The organism is Paenibacillus ehimensis NBRC 15659, from assembly GCF_004000785.1.
GTDB lineage: Bacteria > Bacillota > Bacilli > Paenibacillales > NBRC-103111 > Paenibacillus_G > Paenibacillus_G ehimensis.
Genome location: NZ_BILX01000031.1, coordinates 1 through 17695, shown reverse-complemented (window position 1 = coordinate 17695; position 17695 = coordinate 1). Strand labels below are relative to the sequence as shown.

General features: G+C 51.7%; 19 protein-coding genes. 12 read left to right on the top strand and 7 right to left on the bottom strand.

The genetic code is table 11. The features are described from left to right. The first annotated feature begins 15 nt into the window (after nucleotides 1–15). Genes PEH01S_RS18390 through cydS form a run of 3 tightly spaced genes read left to right on the top strand, consistent with a single transcriptional unit; the run spans nucleotide 16 to nucleotide 2489 of the window. Entirely contained in the window at nucleotides 16–1362 is a 1347-nt protein-coding gene (locus tag PEH01S_RS18390) for a cytochrome ubiquinol oxidase subunit I (protein WP_174807147.1), read from the top strand. Further along, complete coding sequence (locus PEH01S_RS18385) at nucleotides 1359–2378, top strand: cytochrome d ubiquinol oxidase subunit II (RefSeq protein ID WP_025849501.1); 1020 nt, start codon at nucleotides 1359–1361, stop codon at nucleotides 2376–2378. The genes PEH01S_RS18390 and PEH01S_RS18385 overlap by 4 nt, the downstream gene beginning before the upstream one ends. Nucleotides 2379–2384: 6 nt before the next feature. After that, entirely contained in the window at nucleotides 2385–2489 is a 105-nt protein-coding gene (cydS, locus tag PEH01S_RS36165) for a cytochrome bd oxidase small subunit CydS (RefSeq protein WP_407669445.1), read from the top strand. An 88-nt stretch (nucleotides 2490–2577) separates the two neighbouring features. Here the strand turns inward: cydS and PEH01S_RS18380 are convergent, their stop codons facing one another. Together PEH01S_RS18380 and PEH01S_RS18375 are read right to left on the bottom strand one after the other, a co-directional pair. Further along, complete coding sequence (locus PEH01S_RS18380; protein ID WP_025849502.1) at nucleotides 2578–2856, bottom strand: hypothetical protein; 279 nt, start codon at nucleotides 2854–2856, stop codon at nucleotides 2578–2580. Nucleotides 2857–3018: 162 nt separating this feature from the next. After that, a complete protein-coding gene (locus PEH01S_RS18375; protein ID WP_025849503.1) occupies nucleotides 3019–3243 on the bottom strand; it encodes a DUF1128 domain-containing protein in 225 nt (74 codons plus the stop codon). 125 nt (nucleotides 3244–3368) lie between these two features. Between PEH01S_RS18375 and PEH01S_RS18370 the strand changes: the two genes are divergently transcribed. After that, nucleotides 3369–3770, top strand: a complete 402-nt coding sequence (locus PEH01S_RS18370) for a secondary thiamine-phosphate synthase enzyme YjbQ (protein WP_025849504.1) — start codon at nucleotides 3369–3371, stop codon at nucleotides 3768–3770. Nucleotides 3771–3841: 71 nt separating this feature from the next. Here PEH01S_RS18370 and PEH01S_RS18365 read toward each other — a convergent pair whose 3' ends face one another. The 3 genes from PEH01S_RS18365 to PEH01S_RS18355 form a co-directional block, all read right to left on the bottom strand. Continuing rightward, nucleotides 3842–4429, bottom strand: a complete 588-nt coding sequence (locus PEH01S_RS18365; protein ID WP_025849505.1) for a TetR/AcrR family transcriptional regulator — start codon at nucleotides 4427–4429, stop codon at nucleotides 3842–3844. 55 nt (nucleotides 4430–4484) lie between these two features. After that, the gene (locus PEH01S_RS18360; RefSeq protein ID WP_088834190.1) at nucleotides 4485–5123 is read right to left on the bottom strand and encodes a YigZ family protein; all 639 of its coding nucleotides are present in this window, start codon (nucleotides 5121–5123) and stop codon (nucleotides 4485–4487) included. A 116-nt stretch (nucleotides 5124–5239) separates the two neighbouring features. Continuing rightward, the gene (locus PEH01S_RS18355) at nucleotides 5240–6595 is read right to left on the bottom strand and encodes a glucose-6-phosphate isomerase (protein WP_127487282.1); all 1356 of its coding nucleotides are present in this window, start codon (nucleotides 6593–6595) and stop codon (nucleotides 5240–5242) included. Between the two features lie 201 nt (nucleotides 6596–6796). Between PEH01S_RS18355 and PEH01S_RS18350 the strand changes: the two genes are divergently transcribed. Next, the gene (locus PEH01S_RS18350; protein ID WP_246062980.1) at nucleotides 6797–8074 is read left to right on the top strand and encodes an NAD(P)-binding domain-containing protein; all 1278 of its coding nucleotides are present in this window, start codon (nucleotides 6797–6799) and stop codon (nucleotides 8072–8074) included. A 76-nt stretch (nucleotides 8075–8150) separates the two neighbouring features. Here PEH01S_RS18350 and ppnP read toward each other — a convergent pair whose 3' ends face one another. Next, nucleotides 8151–8468, bottom strand: a complete 318-nt coding sequence (ppnP, locus tag PEH01S_RS18345) for a pyrimidine/purine nucleoside phosphorylase (protein WP_127487280.1) — start codon at nucleotides 8466–8468, stop codon at nucleotides 8151–8153. 99 nt (nucleotides 8469–8567) lie between these two features. Then, the gene (gene tkt, locus PEH01S_RS18340) at nucleotides 8568–10571 is read right to left on the bottom strand and encodes a transketolase (RefSeq protein WP_127487278.1); all 2004 of its coding nucleotides are present in this window, start codon (nucleotides 10569–10571) and stop codon (nucleotides 8568–8570) included. A 362-nt stretch (nucleotides 10572–10933) separates the two neighbouring features. Between tkt and PEH01S_RS18335 the strand changes: the two genes are divergently transcribed. From PEH01S_RS18335 to PEH01S_RS18305, 7 genes are all read left to right on the top strand, one after another. Beyond that, nucleotides 10934–12043 carry a GGDEF domain-containing protein gene (locus PEH01S_RS18335; RefSeq protein WP_127487276.1) on the top strand — a complete coding sequence of 370 codons (1110 nt, stop codon included), beginning with the start codon at nucleotides 10934–10936 and terminating at the stop codon, nucleotides 12041–12043. Then, nucleotides 12043–12549, top strand: coding sequence for a hypothetical protein (locus tag PEH01S_RS18330; protein ID WP_246062978.1), 507 nt, complete (start codon nucleotides 12043–12045; stop codon nucleotides 12547–12549). The genes PEH01S_RS18335 and PEH01S_RS18330 overlap by 1 nt, the downstream gene beginning before the upstream one ends. 449 nt (nucleotides 12550–12998) lie before the next feature. Continuing rightward, nucleotides 12999–15011 (top strand): glycosyltransferase family 39 protein, encoded by a 2013-nt coding sequence (locus tag PEH01S_RS18325; protein WP_127487274.1) that lies wholly within the window; start codon nucleotides 12999–13001, stop codon nucleotides 15009–15011. A 265-nt stretch (nucleotides 15012–15276) separates the two neighbouring features. Beyond that, nucleotides 15277–16080 (top strand): transposase, encoded by an 804-nt coding sequence (locus PEH01S_RS18320; RefSeq protein ID WP_127487271.1) that lies wholly within the window; start codon nucleotides 15277–15279, stop codon nucleotides 16078–16080. A gap of 28 nt (nucleotides 16081–16108) precedes the next feature. Further along, a complete protein-coding gene (locus tag PEH01S_RS18315) occupies nucleotides 16109–16339 on the top strand; it encodes a hypothetical protein (protein ID WP_127487269.1) in 231 nt (76 codons plus the stop codon). A gap of 693 nt (nucleotides 16340–17032) precedes the next feature. Further along, nucleotides 17033–17248: a helix-turn-helix transcriptional regulator gene (locus tag PEH01S_RS18310; protein ID WP_025849513.1), complete on the top strand. Its 216-nt coding sequence runs from the start codon at nucleotides 17033–17035 to the stop codon at nucleotides 17246–17248. A gap of 20 nt (nucleotides 17249–17268) precedes the next feature. Beyond that, nucleotides 17269–17655 (top strand): hypothetical protein, encoded by a 387-nt coding sequence (locus PEH01S_RS18305; protein WP_025849514.1) that lies wholly within the window; start codon nucleotides 17269–17271, stop codon nucleotides 17653–17655. Nucleotides 17656–17695: the final 40 nt, after the last annotated feature.

The window sequence follows — 17695 nt, the reverse complement described above, 5'->3', positions numbered from 1 at the left end:
GGAGATGAGCCCCTTATGCAATACGATCCGGTGTTTTTCAGCCGAATGCTTACCGAGCTGACGCTGTCGTTCCACATCATCTTCGCTACGATCGGCGTCGGCGTTCCGGTCATGATCGCGCTTGCCGAATGGCGCGGCATCCGGACGAACGATCCGCACTACTTGCTGCTGGCCCGCCGCTGGACGCGCGGCTTCGTCATCACGGTCGCCGTAGGCGTCGTCACGGGCACCGCCATCGGTCTGCAGCTCAGTCTGCTGTGGCCGAGCTTTATGAAGATCGCCGGACAGGCCATTGCACTGCCGCTGTTTCTGGAGACGTTCGCCTTTTTTATCGAAGCGATTTTCCTCGGCATCTATCTGTATACGTGGGACCGGTTCAAGAAGAAGACGACCCACCTCCTGCTGATGATTCCGATCGTTATCGGGTCGTCCGCTTCCGCCTTCTTCATCACGACGCTTAATGCGTTTATGAATACGCCGCGCGGGTTTACCCTGGAGAACGGCGTCATCAAGAACCTGCAGCCGCTGGTTGCCATGTTCAACCCGGCGACGCCGACGAAAGTATCCCACGTGCTCGCTTCGTCTTACACGACAAGCGCCTTGATTCTGGCCGCTATCGCCGCCTGGCAGCTGCTGCGAGGCAAAGAACACGTCTATCACAAAAAAGCGCTGAAGCTGACGATGACAGCCGCGTTCGTGTTTGCGCTCAGCACCGCGGCCATCGGCGACTTGTCCGGCAAGTTTCTGGCCAAGTACCAGCCGGAGAAGCTCGCAGCGGCCGAATGGCATTTCGAGACCGAGACCCATGCGCCGCTCATTCTCGGCGGGGTTTTGGACGAGAACAATGAGGTCAAATACGGCATTTCTATTCCGCACATGCTCAGCGTGCTGGCGCATAACAACCCGGCGGGCGAAGTCATTGGCTTGAACGAATTTCCGAAGGATGAATGGCCGCCGCTTATGCTCCACTACCTGTTCAATTTAAAAATCGCCAGCGGCATGTTTCTGGTGCTTGTCGGCCTTCTTTACTTGTTCCGGCGCAGACTCAGCCGGTCCTTGGAGGCGCCGCGCTGGCTGCTGCGCATGATTGTCGTCGCGGGCCCGCTCGCGATGCTGACCATCGAGGTCGGCTGGTTTTTCGCGGAGCTTGGCCGGCAGCCTTGGATTCTGCGCGGCTTCATGAAAGTGTCCGATGCGGCCACCACGTCCGACCACGTCGATATGATGCTCGTCTTGTTCTGTTTCCTGTATCTGCTGCTCGGCTTCACGGTCGTACGCGTGCTCGGCAAGCTGTTCCGCAAGCATGACGTCTTCGAGGAAATGATTACGCTCGGCATCGAGAAAGGAGGCCGCCGTCCATGAGCTACGAGCTGCTGGGCATCACCGTCCTGTGGACGTTTCTGTACGGCTATCTCATCGTCGCCTCCATCGATTTCGGCGCCGGATTTTTCAGCTACTACAGCGTTGTCACGGGACAGCAAAATAAAATTCATAAGATCATCCAGCGCTACCTGTCCCCGGTGTGGGAAGTGACGAACGTTTTCCTGATCTTCTTTGTCGTCGGAATTGTCGGCTTCTTCCCGCACACGGCCTATTATTACGGCACGGCGCTGCTTATCCCGGGCAGCGTGGCGGTCGTTCTGCTCGCCCTGCGCGGCTCTTATTATGCGTTCAGTACCTACGGCAGCAAAGAAAACCGCGGGTACATGCTGTTGTACGGAGCGACGGGGCTGCTGATCCCCGCTTCGCTCTCGACGGTGCTTACCATCTCGGAAGGCGGCTTTATCGAAGAGCGCGGAGGCGAGGTGCTGTTTCTGTGGCCCAAGCTGCTCGCAAGTCCCTATTCATGGAGCGTCGTGCTGCTCGCCATCGTCAGCGTGCTGTACATCTCCGCAATGTTCCTGACGTACTACGCCGCCAAAGCCAGGGACGGGAATGCGCTGGAGGTCGTGCGCGGCTACGCCCTGCTCTGGAGCGGCCCGACCATCCTGTCGAGCTTTCTGGTGTTCCTGGGCATCCGAACGCAGAATCCGCGGCATTTTGAGAACATGCTCGACCTGTACTGGATGTTTGCCGCTTCGTTCCTATGCTTCCTGATCGCCGTCTATTTCATCTGGAAGCGCAAAAATTACGGCTGGGCGTTCGTCCTGGTCATGCTGCAATTTGCTTTCGCTTTCTACGGGTACGGAGCGGCGCATCTGCCTTATGTCTTATACCCGTACATTAACATCTATGGCGGCTTCACGAACGAAACGATGGCTCTTACGCTCGTCATCGCTTTTATCGCCGGCTTGTTCGTGCTTATCCCGTCCATGTGGCTGCTGCTTCGGCTGTTCCTGTTCGATGCCGGCTATGTACAAGGCCAGAAGAAAGGATGAAGATCCATGGAGCATTTCATGATTATGTACCTCCCGCCTCTTCTTGTGGCGGCCTCGCTTGCGTTTATGTTCATTTGGAGCGGCAAAGCGCAAGACAAAGGATTTAAGTAGCTCCCCCACCAACTAAAAATCCCGTCCTGCAGCGGTTAACCGCACAGAACGGGATTTTTCACATGGACCACATATCTTCGCGGACTGGTTACCAGAAAAACCCTCCGCCGTAAAACGGGTACCCGTAAGGACCGTAGCCGTAACCGCCATAGGCGTAGGGAGCCGTTCCGATGGCGAGCAGATCGAACAGAACGAGCGGAAGGATCGCTGACGTTCTAACCTGTTTGCCTTTGCGGGGGGAGATCAGCAACTGGCTTCCGTTAATTCGCACCAGCTTGCCTTCTACGACTGTTCCGTCTTTCTTGACCGCATAAATCTGCTTGCCGACCAGCTTCGCGACATCCTGCTTGCGGACCGCTTTTGGCATATGCGCACACCTCCGAATAGTACATCGGGCCGTGGCCCTAATGGATTGGGTATAACGCTATATACTACGGGATGGACATTGGGGCTGCTTGTATAAATGCCCCGCCGTCCAAGCAAGATGTGCCTTCGTCCTGTCCTGCATTTGCAGGTGCGATCGCTACGGTCAGCCTCGGCGCAGACGGCCAAGCTCTGTTGTAATCGCTTCGATTTCGCTGATGCTGAATTGATTCTTCCCGGCGACCATCTCATAAATGTCGCGCAGCTCTTCATACTGCTCGTCATTGAGCTGGGAAGCCTTGAGTGCGGCGCCGGAAGCCATGCGCAGCTTTTTCTTAATTTCTTCAATCATGAATTCCGTGTTTTCAAACGTGTTCGTCGTTAAATTCACCAGGGTCACCCTTTCGTGCGCCTTTCGTTCTCCCTTTCATTGTACCATGTTTTGTAGGGGGATGCCCGGTGTAATATAATGGTGACGGACCTACATCCCTGAAAGAAGCCGAAGGAGGTTTTGTCATGATTCACACGCTCCATCTACATACGAAGCAGCGCGACGAAATGATCGAGATTACCCGATTGATTCACGATCTGCTGAAGCAGGAACAACTGGAAGAGGGACTTGCCGTCATTTATTGTCCCCATACGACGGCCGGCATCACCATTCAAGAGAACGCCGATCCCGATGTCCGTCACGACGTGCTGATGCGGCTCGATGAAATCTATCCTTGGACGCATCCGAAGTACCGTCATGCCGAGGGGAACACCGCTTCGCATCTGAAGGCGATAACGACGGGCTCCTCCCAAACCGTGCTTGTGGCCGGCTCGCGATTGGTGCTGGGCCGCTGGCAGGGCATTTATTTCTGCGAATTTGACGGGCCCCGCGAGCGCTCTTGCCTTGTAAAATTCATCCGGGGATAAAGCGAGGAAGCGATAACGCATTAGTGCAATGAAGCATCAGGCTGAAAAAAATTTACCGATCCGGTAACGTCTTACCCTTGCAGCCCTTCGCACAAATATTTGACGTGCTGCTCCGCCAGCTTTCGAACATCCTGATACGCTTGATTGTAATGAATGTTATACGAGATGAAGCCGTGCATGGACATGAACAAGCTCCAGGGCAGGCTGTACATTCTCTTCTCGTTCCCCGGCTGACGGGAGACGACGGACCGCACCACCGCGGCGAACAGATCGAGGCATTGCGATTGCTCTTCCCGGGAGTACCGCAGCAGCTCCGGGTCTTTGATCATGAACATGATCTCGTAATGATGCGGATTGTCCAGCCCGAAACGGATGAACTCAAGCATCAGCTTCTCCAGCTGTCCGATATCCCCGAGACGGGACCGGTTCAGCATCTCTTTTTGGCGCTCCAGCAGCATTTTGAAATCCTCGTTGACCAGCGCGTAGAACAGCTCCGCTTTTTCGCTGAAGTGGTAATACAACGCCCCGTGGCTGTAACCCATCGACTTTGCGATGCTTCGCATGGTTAAAGCATGATAGCCGTGTTCGATGAAAAGCTGCCGCGCTTCTTCCAATATGCGCATACGGCTTAGCTCTTGTGCAACTGCTTTTCTTGCCAAGTGTGCCTCCCTCATTTCTATGCGTAATTTATACTAAAAGCCGCCGGCTTCCGCTTCACGGAAGCTCGGCATGCTCTACGTAACGTTCTTCGCCATGGATGATCGTTCCTTGACCCTGAGTCAAATCCGTCATCCATGCTGCAAATGTATCCGCTTCCTCAACTAAAGGCAAACAGCTCAACGTCACCTTATCGGTGAAGACGGTCTCGCCCATCATCATGCCGCGGTTCCGCAGCTCGTTCTCTACCTTGCCGAGCCACGTATAATCGACCTCCACCAGCACTTCCCGATGGAGCACCTTATACACTTGCTCCGCTGCGGCAAGCCCGGCAACGGCCCCGTCGGTATAGGCGCGAATCAAGCCGCCTGCCCCCAGCATAATGCCCCCGAAATAACGGGTAACGACGACGACGACGTTTTTCAGGCCTTGGTTTTTGATCACTTCGAGGATCGGCTTCCCCGCCGTCCCGCTCGGCTCCCCGTCGTCGGACGCTTTCTGAATCTCGTCGCGCTCTCCGATCATGTAAGCCGAGCAGTTATGCGTGGCGGACCAATGCTCCTTCTTGATGCTCTCAATGAATGCAACGGCTTCTTCCTCGGTCTCAACCGGCTTCGCAAACCCGATAAATCTGGATTTCTTAATGACGATCTCCGCCGAGCCGAATCGCTTCACCGTTCTGTACCGCGTTAACATAGACGTTTCCTGGCGCCTCCTTCTCAGGCCGTAGCCTCCGGAACATCCGGCGCCGGGATGCCTGCAAAAAAAGCAGCCATCCCGGGGGATGAACCGCTTTTTCCGCGCGCTGCGAGTTACTTCGACAATCTGGCCTCGAGCGCAGCCTTTTCTTTCTCGTAGCCCGGTTTGCCGAGCAATGCGAACATGTTTTTCTTATATGCCTCCACGCCCGGTTGGTCGAACGGGTTGACGCCCAGCAGGTAACCGCTGATGCCGCAGGCTTTTTCAAAGAAGTAAACCATGTAACCGAAGGTATATGGCGATAGATCGGGCAGCGTGACGATCAGATTCGGCACTCCGCCGTCCGTATGCGCAAGCATGGTGCCCTCAAACGCCTTTTTGTTGACGAAATCCATCGTTTTTCCGCTCAGGAAGTTCAAGCCGTCCAGATCTTGCGGATCGGTGCCGATAGTGATTTGCTCCGATACCTGCTCGACTTGGATAACGGTCTCGAACAAGTTGCGCGAGCCTTCCTGAATGAATTGACCCATGGAATGCAGGTCCGTAGAAAAATCGACCGAAGACGGGTAGATGCCTTTGTTGTCCTTGCCTTCGCTCTCGCCGTACAGCTGCTTCCACCATTCGGAGACGTAGTGCAGCGACGGCTCGTAGTTCACGAGAATTTCCGTCGTTTTGCCCTTACGGTACAGCGCATTGCGAACCGCAGCGTATTGGTACGCTTCGTTCTCCTTCAGGTTCGGGTTGGAATAAGCCTCGCGCGCGTCAGCCGCGCCCTGCATCATCGCTTCGATGTCCACGCCGGCGGTGGCAATCGGCAGAAGGCCGACAGCGGTCAGCACGGAATAGCGGCCGCCCACATCGTCCGGGATGACGAACGTTTCGTAGCGTTCCTCGGTCGCCAGCTTTTTCAGCGCGCCCTTCGCCTGGTCCGTCGTCGCATAAATGCGTTCACGCGCTCCTTCTTTACCGTACTTCTTCTCAAGCAGCTCGCGGAAAATCCGGAAAGCGATGGCAGGCTCCGTCGTCGTACCGGATTTGGAGATGACGTTGACGGAAATGTCCTTACCTTCGAGCAGCTGCAGCAGGTGCGTTACGTAAGTGGAGCTGATGTTCTGACCGACGAAATAAATTTCCGGCGTCTTACGCTTATCCTTCGGCAGCAGATTGTAGAAGCTGTGGGACAGCATCTCGATCGCCGCTCTGGCTCCCAGATAGGAGCCCCCGATACCGATCACGACAAGCGCGTCGGAATTCGATTGAATGCGCTTGGCCGCCTGCTGGATCCGGGCGAATTCTTCTTTATCGTAATTGACCGGGAGATCGATCCAACCGAGATAATCGTTCCCGGCGCCGGTTTTGTCATGCAATTGGTTATGCGCGGCGGCTACGGCGCCCGTCAAGTAATCCACCTCGTGCTGCTGAATGAAACCAAGAGCCTTGCTGTAATCGAAACGAAGTTTAGCTCCCATTCCAAATACATCCTCCCGTCCGAATCGTTTTTTCTCTGTGACATGCGGGTAAGACTTGTCCTTGCTTCGCATCGAAGCTTTGGTCGTACGGTAACACATTAAATCCCTATAGTGATAGAATACTTTACTTTCTATCCGAAACGCAAGAGAACAATTCACAGCCCTATGGCAAAATGTTAAAATACAAGCAAGAGGTGATGGATGAACATGAAAACGGTCGGATTTATCGGACTGGGTACCATGGGCAAACCTATGGCTGCCAATTTAATCCAGAAAGGTTTTCGCGTGAACGTTTACAACCGGACGTCGGACAAAGCGCAGGAGCTTGTCGCCCTCGGCGCCGTACAGGCAGCAAGTCCCGCCGAAGCCGCTAATGAAGCGGACGTCATCGTCACGATGCTGAGCAACGATCAGGTCGTCCTGGACAGCTTGTTCGGCGAGAACGGGCTGGCCCACAGCCTGCGTCCCGGACAAACCGTGATCGATTGCAGCACGGTCTCCCCTGCGACGAGCCGCAAAATTTACGACGAGCTGGCCTCGCATCTGGTCGATTTTTTGGACGCGCCGGTGACCGGCAGCAAGCCCGCAGCCGAAAGCGGCTCGCTCGTCTTCATGGTTGGCGGGCAGGAAGAAACGCTGGACGCGCAGCGCGACGTTTTCGAAGCGATGGGCAGCAAAATCGTTTACATGGGGCCCAGCGGCTCCGGCTCCTATGCGAAGCTTGCGCATAACACGATGGTCGGCATCAATGCGCTCGGGCTGATGGAGGGCTTGTCCATGGTGACCAAAGCCGGCCTCGACCCGGAAAGCTTCCTGAGCATCGTCCTTTCCGGCGCCGCGAACAGCAGACAAGCCGAGCTGAAAGGCTCCAAAATCGTCAGCCGCGATTTCAGCAACCAATTCTCGACCAAGCTGATGCTCAAAGACCTGCTGCTCGCCGGAGACGTGGCCGACGGGTTCCAACTGCCTTCGCCGATGCTTCGCACAGCCACGGGCTTGTTCCAGATGGGTCTGGCCAAAGGCCTCGGGGAAGACGATTTGTGCGCGGTCATCCAATGCTATGAGGATTGGATGCACATGCAGGTCAACGGCCGGCAGAAGCCTCCCGAAGTCACGACCGAACGCCGCCGCAACGCGCGCATTCAGCTTGACATCAAGCTGCACTTATCCGTCTATCAATGGGAGCAGGAAGGCTCCTTCTCCGGACAGCTGATCGAAGGCTCGCTGGTTGACCTGTCGGAGGGCGGCATACGCATCGTCTCGTCGTTCCCGCTCGCCCGCGATATGTTCATCGTGCTTCACTTCCCGAAGGAAGCGGACCTGCCGCCGATCACGGCGCGCATCATCCGCATCGATCCGGACAACGGGCTGTTCCGCTACGGCTGCATGCTGTCGGGACTGCCGCCGTACGTGCGGCTCAAGCTGGAGGAATACATCCGCGTCCAATCGGAAGAGCAGGAGAAAGCTTCGCAAGCCTGATTCCGCTTTTGCAAAAACCCCGCATCGGCCTATCTGGTTCGTTATACCGGATCGGTGGTGCGGGGTTTATTTTCCGTTATTCGCTAATGTAAGAGCAGCAGTAGTCCGTCACCGTGCGGACGTCCAGCTTGAACTTGGCGCCGGCCGGCACCGTAAATTCGCCTGTTCCTTTAATTTCCAGCCATTCGCTGGCGCCAGGCAGCAGTACCTTCAGCTCCCCTGCTTGAATCTCCATAATTTCCTTCGTATCCGTACCGAACTCATACTCGCCGGGCAGCATAATGCCGAGCGTTTTTTTCGTTCCGTCCGCAAAAATCACCGTGCGGCTGGTCACTTTGCCGTCGAAATAGATGTTCGCTTTCTTCACTGCGGTTACGTTCTCAAATTGCGACATGGACCATTCTCCCTCTTCTCATCTGAATCAAACGGCGGGCGGGGCGTTCATCCGCCACCGCCCGCTACCGTTCGTCGTCTATTGCTCAATGCCCGATTCTTATTTCAGCAAAGCCTTCACGCGGGCTACCACATTGTCCACCGTGAAGCCGTACTCGCGGATCACAACCGGACCCGGAGCGGATGCGCCGAATTTGTTGATGCCGAGCACGTCGCCTTGCTCGCCGACGTAGCGCTCCCAGCCGAACGGATGACCCATTTCGACCGCCAGACGCGCTTTCACCTCCGGCAAGATGACGGAATCCTTGTACTCCTGCGGCTGCTTGTCGAACAGCTCCCAGCTCGGCATACTGATGACGCGAACCGCGATGCCTTCCTCCGCCAGCTGCTTTTGTGCGCCCAGCGCAAGCTGCACTTCCGTCCCCGTTGCGATAATTTGCGCCTGCGGCTTGCCGCCGGCCGCGTCGGACAAGACGTACGCGCCGCGGTCGACAGCGCCGTTCGCCGTGCCTTCCAGCGTCGGAGCCGCTTGACGGGAGAAGATCAAGGCGACAGGGCCTTTCTTGTTCTCTACGGCATAACGCCAAGCGGCTGCCGTTTCCGGACCGTCCGCCGGACGAAGCACCGTCACGCCCGGAATGACGCGCAGCGCGGCAAGCTGTTCGATCGGCTCGTGCGTCGGGCCGTCTTCGCCGACGCCGATGCTGTCGTGCGTGAACACGTAGATCGCCGGCACGTTCATGATCGACGCCAGACGGATCGCCGGACGCAAGTAGTCGGAGAAGACGAAGAACGTCCCGCAGAATACCTTCACGCCGCCGTGCAGCAGCATGCCGTTCGTAGCCGCGCCCATGCCGAACTCGCGCACGCCGAAGTAAATGTTGCGGCCGCTGTAATCTTTAGACGTCAGCACGCCGAGGCCCTTCATATGCGTCATGGTCGAAGACTCCAGGTCGGCGGAGCCGCCGACGAGCCAAGGCACGTTTTGGGCAATCGCGTTCAGCACCGTACCGGAAGCCGTACGGGTACCCTTGTCCGCCGAAACGTCGGACGGAATGTCCTTGTCCCAACCGGCCGGCAGCGCGTCGCTTGCAGCCGCCTCGAACTGCTTCGCCAGTTCCGGATACGCCTTGGCGTAGTCGGCAACCAACTGCTTCCAAGCCTCGTACGCTTGAATTCCCTTGCTCTTCACTTCGGCGAAATGCTGGCGCACTTCGTCCGGCACATGGAAGTGCTGCGCTTCGTCCCAGCCGTACGCCTTCTTGGTCAGCGCGACTTCGTCCACGCCGAGCGGAGAACCGTGCGGGCCCGCATGGCCGCCTTTGCCCGCTTTGTTCGGGCTGCCGTAGCCGATGACCGTCTTCACTTCGATCAGTGTCGGACGGTCGTCCGCCTGCGCCTCCAGCACCGCTTTGTGGATCGCCTCCAGATCGTTGCCGTCCTCGACGCGCAGCACCTGCCAGCCGTAGCCTTCAAAGCGCTTGGCGACGTTCTCGGAGAACGACAGATTCAGCTCGCCGTCCAGCGAAATATCGTTCGAATCGTACAGCACGATCAGCTTGCCGAGCTTCAAATGGCCCGCCAGCGAAGCGGACTCCGACGAGATGCCTTCCATCAGGTCGCCGTCGCCGCAAATGGCATATGTATAGTGATCGATGACACGGTATTGTTCACGATTGTAAACGGCTGCGAGATGCGCTTCCGCCATCGCCATCCCCACCGCCATGCCAAGGCCTTGACCGAGCGGTCCCGTCGTCGCGTCAACCCCCGGCGTGTGGCCTACTTCCGGATGGCCCGGCGTCATGCTGCCCCATTGGCGGAACTGCTTCAGCTCTTCCATCGGCAGGTCGTAGCCGCAGAGGTGGAGCAGGCTGTACAGCAGCATCGAGCCGTGTCCCGCCGACAGCACGAAACGGTCGCGGTTTATCCACGTCGGCTGATCCGGGTTGTGCTTCATCAGCTTCGCGTAGAGCTCATAGCCCATCGGCGCAGCTCCCATCGGCATCCCGGGATGTCCGGACTTGGCTTTTTCAATCGCGTCGATGGAAAGCGTGCGGATCGTGTCCACGGAAAGTTGTTCGATCGTTTTGTTAGATACCGTCATTGTGATCCTCCTATTATCGATCTTCTTTTGATCAGCAGTGTGGTAAAGCTCTGGTCCGCCTTCGCGCGAAAGCGCCAGACTTCACGTGAACCCAGTAAACAAAAGGAATGTTCACGTGTGCATTACTACCTGTTCGCTTGGAGTGCTTGCCTTATTGTACCACTCTCCGTTTCAGTTTGCCATATCCAACAGGTGAACATGCTTTGAAAACTCGTTTCACACAAAAAAATTAGTTCTGCCGAAGGATTTACAAAAGTTACGTCGAAACAAATTAAAGTATCACACATTTTTTGGAGTGTTTCACTCTTGTTGGATGAACCATGGGTAAGCGTGGATGTATTATGTGACACGGGAGCAGATGTATGAACCATCTTTTGCTGGAACTGGCCAATACCCGACAAACGTACAGAAAAATGCTCAATCTGTACTGGATCACCATCGTGCTGACAGCCATTCTCGAATATGCCATATTTCTTATGGAAGCGGGTACTTCGCCCTCCGCCTTTTTTCAAGCCTTGCTGTCTCAGGCCTTTTGTTTAACGGTCGTCACCGGAGCCGTAGAAATCCTCTACCGCTACCGAAAACTACAGAGCGATTGGCTGCTCATCTTAACCGGCATTTTCTACGCAACCTCCATTATCCTGATGAACCCGTCGATCGGCATCGTGCCCGCCATTTACATTTTTCCGATCCTAACGTCCGTTCTGTCCTTTAACAAAAAACGCATTGTCGCCGCCTTCGCCCTCGTGCTGCTGTCCTTCGCCGCCTTGTACCTCATCAGCCCCGAGCTTCGGCTCACTATGCAGCCCGTGCATACGATCGGCATCCTGTTCCTGTACACCGGCACGACCGTCATCGCGCTATCCATCACCAGCAGCGGAATCGAGCTGCTCGACAACCTGAAGCATGCAACCGAAGCCAAGCAAGAGCTGCTGGTCAAAAACATTATTATGGACAAGCTGTCCAAGCTGGATGCGCTTACGAGCCTGTACAACCATAAGACATTCCATGAATATCTCGAAAAGCTGATCGATCAGCACGAGCGCAACGAGCTGCCGCTGCAGTTGGCGATCATCGATATCGACAATTTCAAAAAAATCAACGATACGTTCGGCCACTGGGTCGGCGATATTATTTTGATGCGCGTGGCCGGTATTATTAAAGAAACGGTATCTCCCAACGATTTTGTCGCCCGCTACGGCGGCGAAGAGTTTGCCGTCATTTTTACCGACAAGACGCTGGAGGATGCTTACGATTTGGCCGAGCAGATCCGCCACAAGCTGTCGGTCACCCTCCACCCCGAATTGGATTCGCAAGCTGCGACCATTAGCATCGGTCTGCATACCTACACGAAGGGCCACGGCAAGGAAGGGCTGTTCAAAGGCGCGGACGCTTCCCTCTATGCCGCCAAGCGGACGGGCAAAAACAAAACGGTCGTGCATTCTGCATTTGTCGACCCGGTGGGCGTGTGATGGGTATGACAGGAAAGGCGCGTAACAAGAAAGCATCTCCTCAGCGCCGGAATTCCCCGCTGTTCGAAGGGGTGTGGCTTGGACTTTGGTCCGGAATGGCTCTCGGCTTGTTTTTCAAGCTCGTTCAAGCTTCGACCGGAAGCCTCGTCTATACGCTGCTGCTCAACGTCGATTTCCTCCCGTTCGCCCGGCTGCTCCGCCTCGAACGGCTTCCCGAATGGCTCGAATTCGCGCTTCATCTGACCGTGTCGCTTGCGCTCGGCGTCGCCTGCGTGCGGCTGATCCGGCGCGGCTGGCGTCCGGTACGGACCGGACTTCTGCTCGGCCTGCTGCCTGCGCCGCTGTTCGTCCCGCTGACGCTGCTGTCCGAGCGGACGCCCCGCCTTGACGATCCCGTAGCGCTGGCCTGGTGGCTGGCCGGCCATCTGCTGTACGGCGTGCTGCTGGCCTGCTGGGGAATCTGCTTTAAAAAACGAGGCGAGGCGCTACACGCCAAATCGGTTTAGCATGGACCGGTGCCGTTCGAATATGGCAACTATGCTCAGGGACAGAGTAAAATTATTGCTGAGGTTTCTTTGAGCACTCTCTTGTTTGATCCAAACTTAAAGATGTTTGCATCTATAATATTGGCTTAATGTCACTACGATGAATATGTAACATGCAAAGAACTATTTCCCTATACCAAAAAAAACTTTAAGCCTTTTTAGGAGTGCAAACAACAAATTGGCAACAGCAGATGTTGGAAAAGTCGTTTATGTTTAAATCCAATAAAAAAAAGGAGCTTCTCGAAACAACTATTTGATGTTTGGATATATACGTTTGACTTTTGGAAATAAAAACGTATTAAGAGCTGACTGTTTACCGTTACGAGCACTTACAGGAAACTAAATTACAGTTGTTTTTTTTCTTTGTCAAATGTAAGATATATGAGACATATTGGCAAAGGGGAAAAGAAATGATCCAGCTTCTTTTAATAGTTGGTATAATCGCCTATCTTAGTGTTGTTTTGTTTTGGGATAATATCTTTATGGTTCCAACGATCGGGATGATATTGATATATATAATTGCAATGTTAATCATCCATTTAAAATGGAATAAAAAAAAATGTATGGATGACTTAGCTCCGGATGGACCGAAAAAACAAAGTTTACACAAGAGAAGCATTCGAAAACTGATCAAAATCCCAGGAATATATCAAACTTCGATTATATTAATTTTTATATTTGCCTTTATTATGCGTCTTGATGCTGTGAATACAACAAGAGAACTTGTTCCCGGAAGTGATGAGCAGGTTTATCACTACGCCGCAGAAAATCTACTTAAATATGGAATGCTTACCTACGACAGAACGGGTGATATGTTTAAAGGTACTCAAACAGTCCAATCTACCAAAGTATTGTCACCAGGGTATCCCATGTATATTGCCTTAGTCTATGCAATGTTCGAGCATTCTATAAAAGCAGTAATCGTTTCACAGCTTATTTTAAGTTTGATTTCATTTTGGCTTATTTACAAAATTTTAAAAACGTTAAACGTAGGAAAGCCTTATATCATCGTCGTATTAGTTTTCTCCCTGTTTTATCCAGGATTTTATTATAATGTTGACCGAATGTTAACAGAAACCCTGTTCACAACTTTGTTAATGGGATTCGTTTACTTGTTTTTGAGGGGGTTACAGAAGGAAAACCATTATTTCATTGGTATATCTGCAGCATTACTTGGTTGTGCGACTCATGTCCGGGCTTTGGCATTCCCATTTGTTGTATTAGTACTGTTCTACTTAATTGTTTACGAACGAAAAGACATTAAGCAAATGATGAAAAAGATCGGTATGTTTGTTGGAGTCGTTTTATTGTGCATGTTCCCGTGGTGGATTCGAAACCTTATGACCTTCCATACATTCATGCTTTTCTCTGAAGCTGGTGAAAATCCGAAAATATGGGGAGCTGTACCGTATTTCCTCGATATGGGGTCAGTAGCCAATAAGAGCTTAAATATGGTATTGCAAGAAAACACCGCACCGAATCCTTTGGTGTTCTACAAGTGGCGTATTTTTGGATTTTTTCAGTATATGTGGGGAGATATTTGGGATGAGTATCTTGTACACCCTTTCAATGGATTACGTCCGTTCCTCATCATTCAACAGATAATCATTGTACCTTGTATGATTGCAATTCCTCTTCTCATTATGAAATGCCGAAAAGAGGTTATCTTCATCTCATGCATTCCGATTGCATTTACTTTAATGAACATGCCGTTTCACGGATTGCCGCGTTATGTCTATCCATCCGTCCCTTTTGTCCTGATTCTGTTTGGTGTTTTCTTGGGGCAAGTAAAAGGTATCGTCCGAAAGAAAACGGAGAATTCGACGGAAAAGTTTTTATTCAATTGGCAAAAGCTTGCGGATTTATGGCTGAGAAGATTGTATATACCATTTTCAATTTTATTTTCACTTGTACTAATCTATAGTGTTTATTTTTTTGCTTATGGTATAAATGGAGAAATGTCAGAATACCGTTTGAGCAGGTACATGGGAATTACACCTCAGATATTGCAGGATGACAAGCGTATATCGGCAAATAAATACGATGAGTCCAATATATTGATTGAAAATGCAAGACTTATGAATAAAGAACAAAAAATTTACAAAAATGATGTAAATGCTCCTATAATAATTAGAGTTAACGATAAACTAATGGAAGGTCCAAACAAAAACATCGCTTCGGAGGTAACTCTTAATATCCAAGGCGGTTATGTTTTTGATTTAATGACAGTGTATTGGACGGGAAGGAAAACTCCTGAGATCTCAGAAAATAATTTTTACAAATTCCCGATAAATCCATTTCAACGATCCCATAAAATATATATCGATGATGACATAAAGTCATTAATGATTGTGCCGGCTGTTTTTCGAGGAGGAAAATTTAAATTAGATTCAATAGAAATTCAGAAGTATCAAGTAAAATAAGTTAATCACTTGAGTGTTGCAAAAACTGCGCTGTCGATTTAACGCTACAAAAGTAGATATGTTAGAATCTTCGTCGAACTGGGAAAAGAAAAAAAGGACATCGTCTCTTTGTGGAGAAATGGTCGGTTACCACACCAACAATTTTCCATATAAAGGAGATGTCCCATTCTTATGGTATCCCTCTACATGCCGATCGTCAAGTTCATTTTGGTACTGAAATTGGAATTTTCCAAACCACAGCTCTGACATCCGTTTACTCTGGTCCATGGCATCATTCTCTGCGTCGGACGCAAGAATATCTACACAGCATGCTGCCAGAGACCACCGTCATCTAAGCAGTGTCACGAATTTCTTGAATCATGCTCCATGGTGTATGAATCGGATGCAGCGCAGACGGATGCAAGCCATCATGGCCCGGATTCGGAAAAGACAGCTCAAAGATGGTGATGCTCGAAGAATCGTGTTCCTCATCGTAGATGACACGTGTTGCAAGAAAGACCGAACGACTAAGAAGATGGAGGCACTTAGCTTTCAATATTCGCACGTAGACGGCAAATCCGTCTGGTGCCATAATCTGGTCACGACACATGTCGTAAGTAGCGGTCGGTCGTATGCCTTTGATTTTCGACCCTATTACCAAAGCGAATATTGCGAAGCCCACCAGATCACCTTCAAGAGCAAGAAGGATTTGGCTGTCGAAATGATCGAAGCCTTTCCGGCAAATGATGATGAGCGCGTTTACGTCTTGATGGACAGTTGGTATACCAGCGAAAAGGTTGTGAATGCTTGCAACCGCAAGGGATTCCATGTCATCGCTACCATCAAGACAAACCGGCTCATCTGTCCGTCCGGCATCCCGATCAAGATAAACGATTTCGCTGAGCAGTACACTCGCAAATCCGATCTCCACTCCGTTACGGTGGAAGGTCAGGGCGTGTACTGGGTTTATGCTTACGAGGGACCGGTCAGCGAAATCGAAAACGTCAGGCTGCTGCTATCCTGGAAAGACGAATTACACCGTATCGAGCAAACCGCAGGTTTGTCTCCTGTGCACGGACCCATCGCTTAATCTCGTTACGATTCAGCGGTATTATCATGTGCGCTGGAACATCGAGACGGGGTATCGCTATTTCAAGGAAATGCTGGGTTTTGACCAATACCAATTGCTTTCGTTTAAGGGGATTCAGCGATTTTGGGCCGTTCAATTCCTGACGCAGAACTTCCTTGAGTTTCAGCGGCAGGAGTGGATGAGCGATGAGGCAGATTTGACGCTTGGCGATGTCGTACGTCGCATCCGAGAAGAGTTCAATTGTTGTATATGTTTATGAGCAAGCCTTGGAGAAAAAGCCTCTTCTCGACATTTTTCGCCATTTAAAGCTCTCGGCCTAAACCGCTACTCCACCGTTCACACTACAGGTCTGCCCTTTGGGGCACACTGTACCGAAATTCGCAAGACTCAAGTTAATCACTTTCATAGGGGATATGTGGAAGTGTGCAATGTTTAAAGTACAACAAAATTTACGTTACCGCAAAAGCTTTGCAACGGAACAAAAACTTGTTTGTTGAACGAAGAACAAAAGGAACTGTTCGAGATTTGGAACTCGATTCAGTTCCTTTTTCCTTCTCTACCATAGCCAATAATGGATATTTACATCCCATACCGGATGAGAAAAAAGATCGTATTATAGTCTGACAATACAGATTAATGAAGCCGTCCCGCGGATTTTTATGAACTGGATGAGTAGAAAATGATAATCCTCACTCCATATTCGGATAAATTGCAGAGTGAATTTTTTAGACCAAGGTACCTACACCATTGGCTGATTAGGCTGTAATATTTACTTTGTTCGGCAGTCTAAGGGCATCTCCTCAGGTAATTTAAATGTAGAACCATTCTGTACCAGTATGCTATTTTTAATTTCTTCCCAACAAAATGTCAAAAGTATTTGACATATCTTTCGCTGGCTGGTACATTGGTTTTGTAAAACATGTTTTACATTTTGATGCTAAAGGGTGTGGCTATGAAAAACCGTATCCGAGAAATGCGAAAAGCCATAGGGCTGTCTCAGGAAGACTTGGCCTCCGGCTGCGACGTTTCCAGACAGACGATCAACGCGATTGAAAACAACAAGTACGATCCGAGCTTGCTCTTGGCTTTCCGTCTGGCGGAGCAGCTTCGTTGCCGAGTGGATGAGCTGTTTATATATCAAGACAATCCGGAAGCACAACAAGACTAATTTACTGGAGGAATGTTACAATGAAAGTACGTTTAGGGATATCTGTCTTTTTAGCGGCGACGCTCGTATTTCTTGCAGCGATGGCCATTAAGGATTATAGGAACGGAACGATCGGCACGTCGAGCGTAACGTCGGTCGTCATGGTTCTGGCCATCTGCCTTCAATCTCTGACCTGGGGCACGGACCGCAAGGCGCAGCAGGACGAGATGGGGAAAATTATCGCCGCGAAAAGCGCCAAAATCAGCTATCACATTTTAACGGTGGCTTTGTTCGTGTTTTGGATCGCCGACCGGATCGTATTTGTCCGCAAGGACGATTTCGGCAACCTTTCGCTGTTCCTCGCTCTATGCTTTTGCCTGGTGCTGTATCCGGTTGTTCAATTGTTTTACGTCCGCCGGTTCAAATAACTCCGAGGACACGCACAAAAAAACCGGAATTGCGCCATGG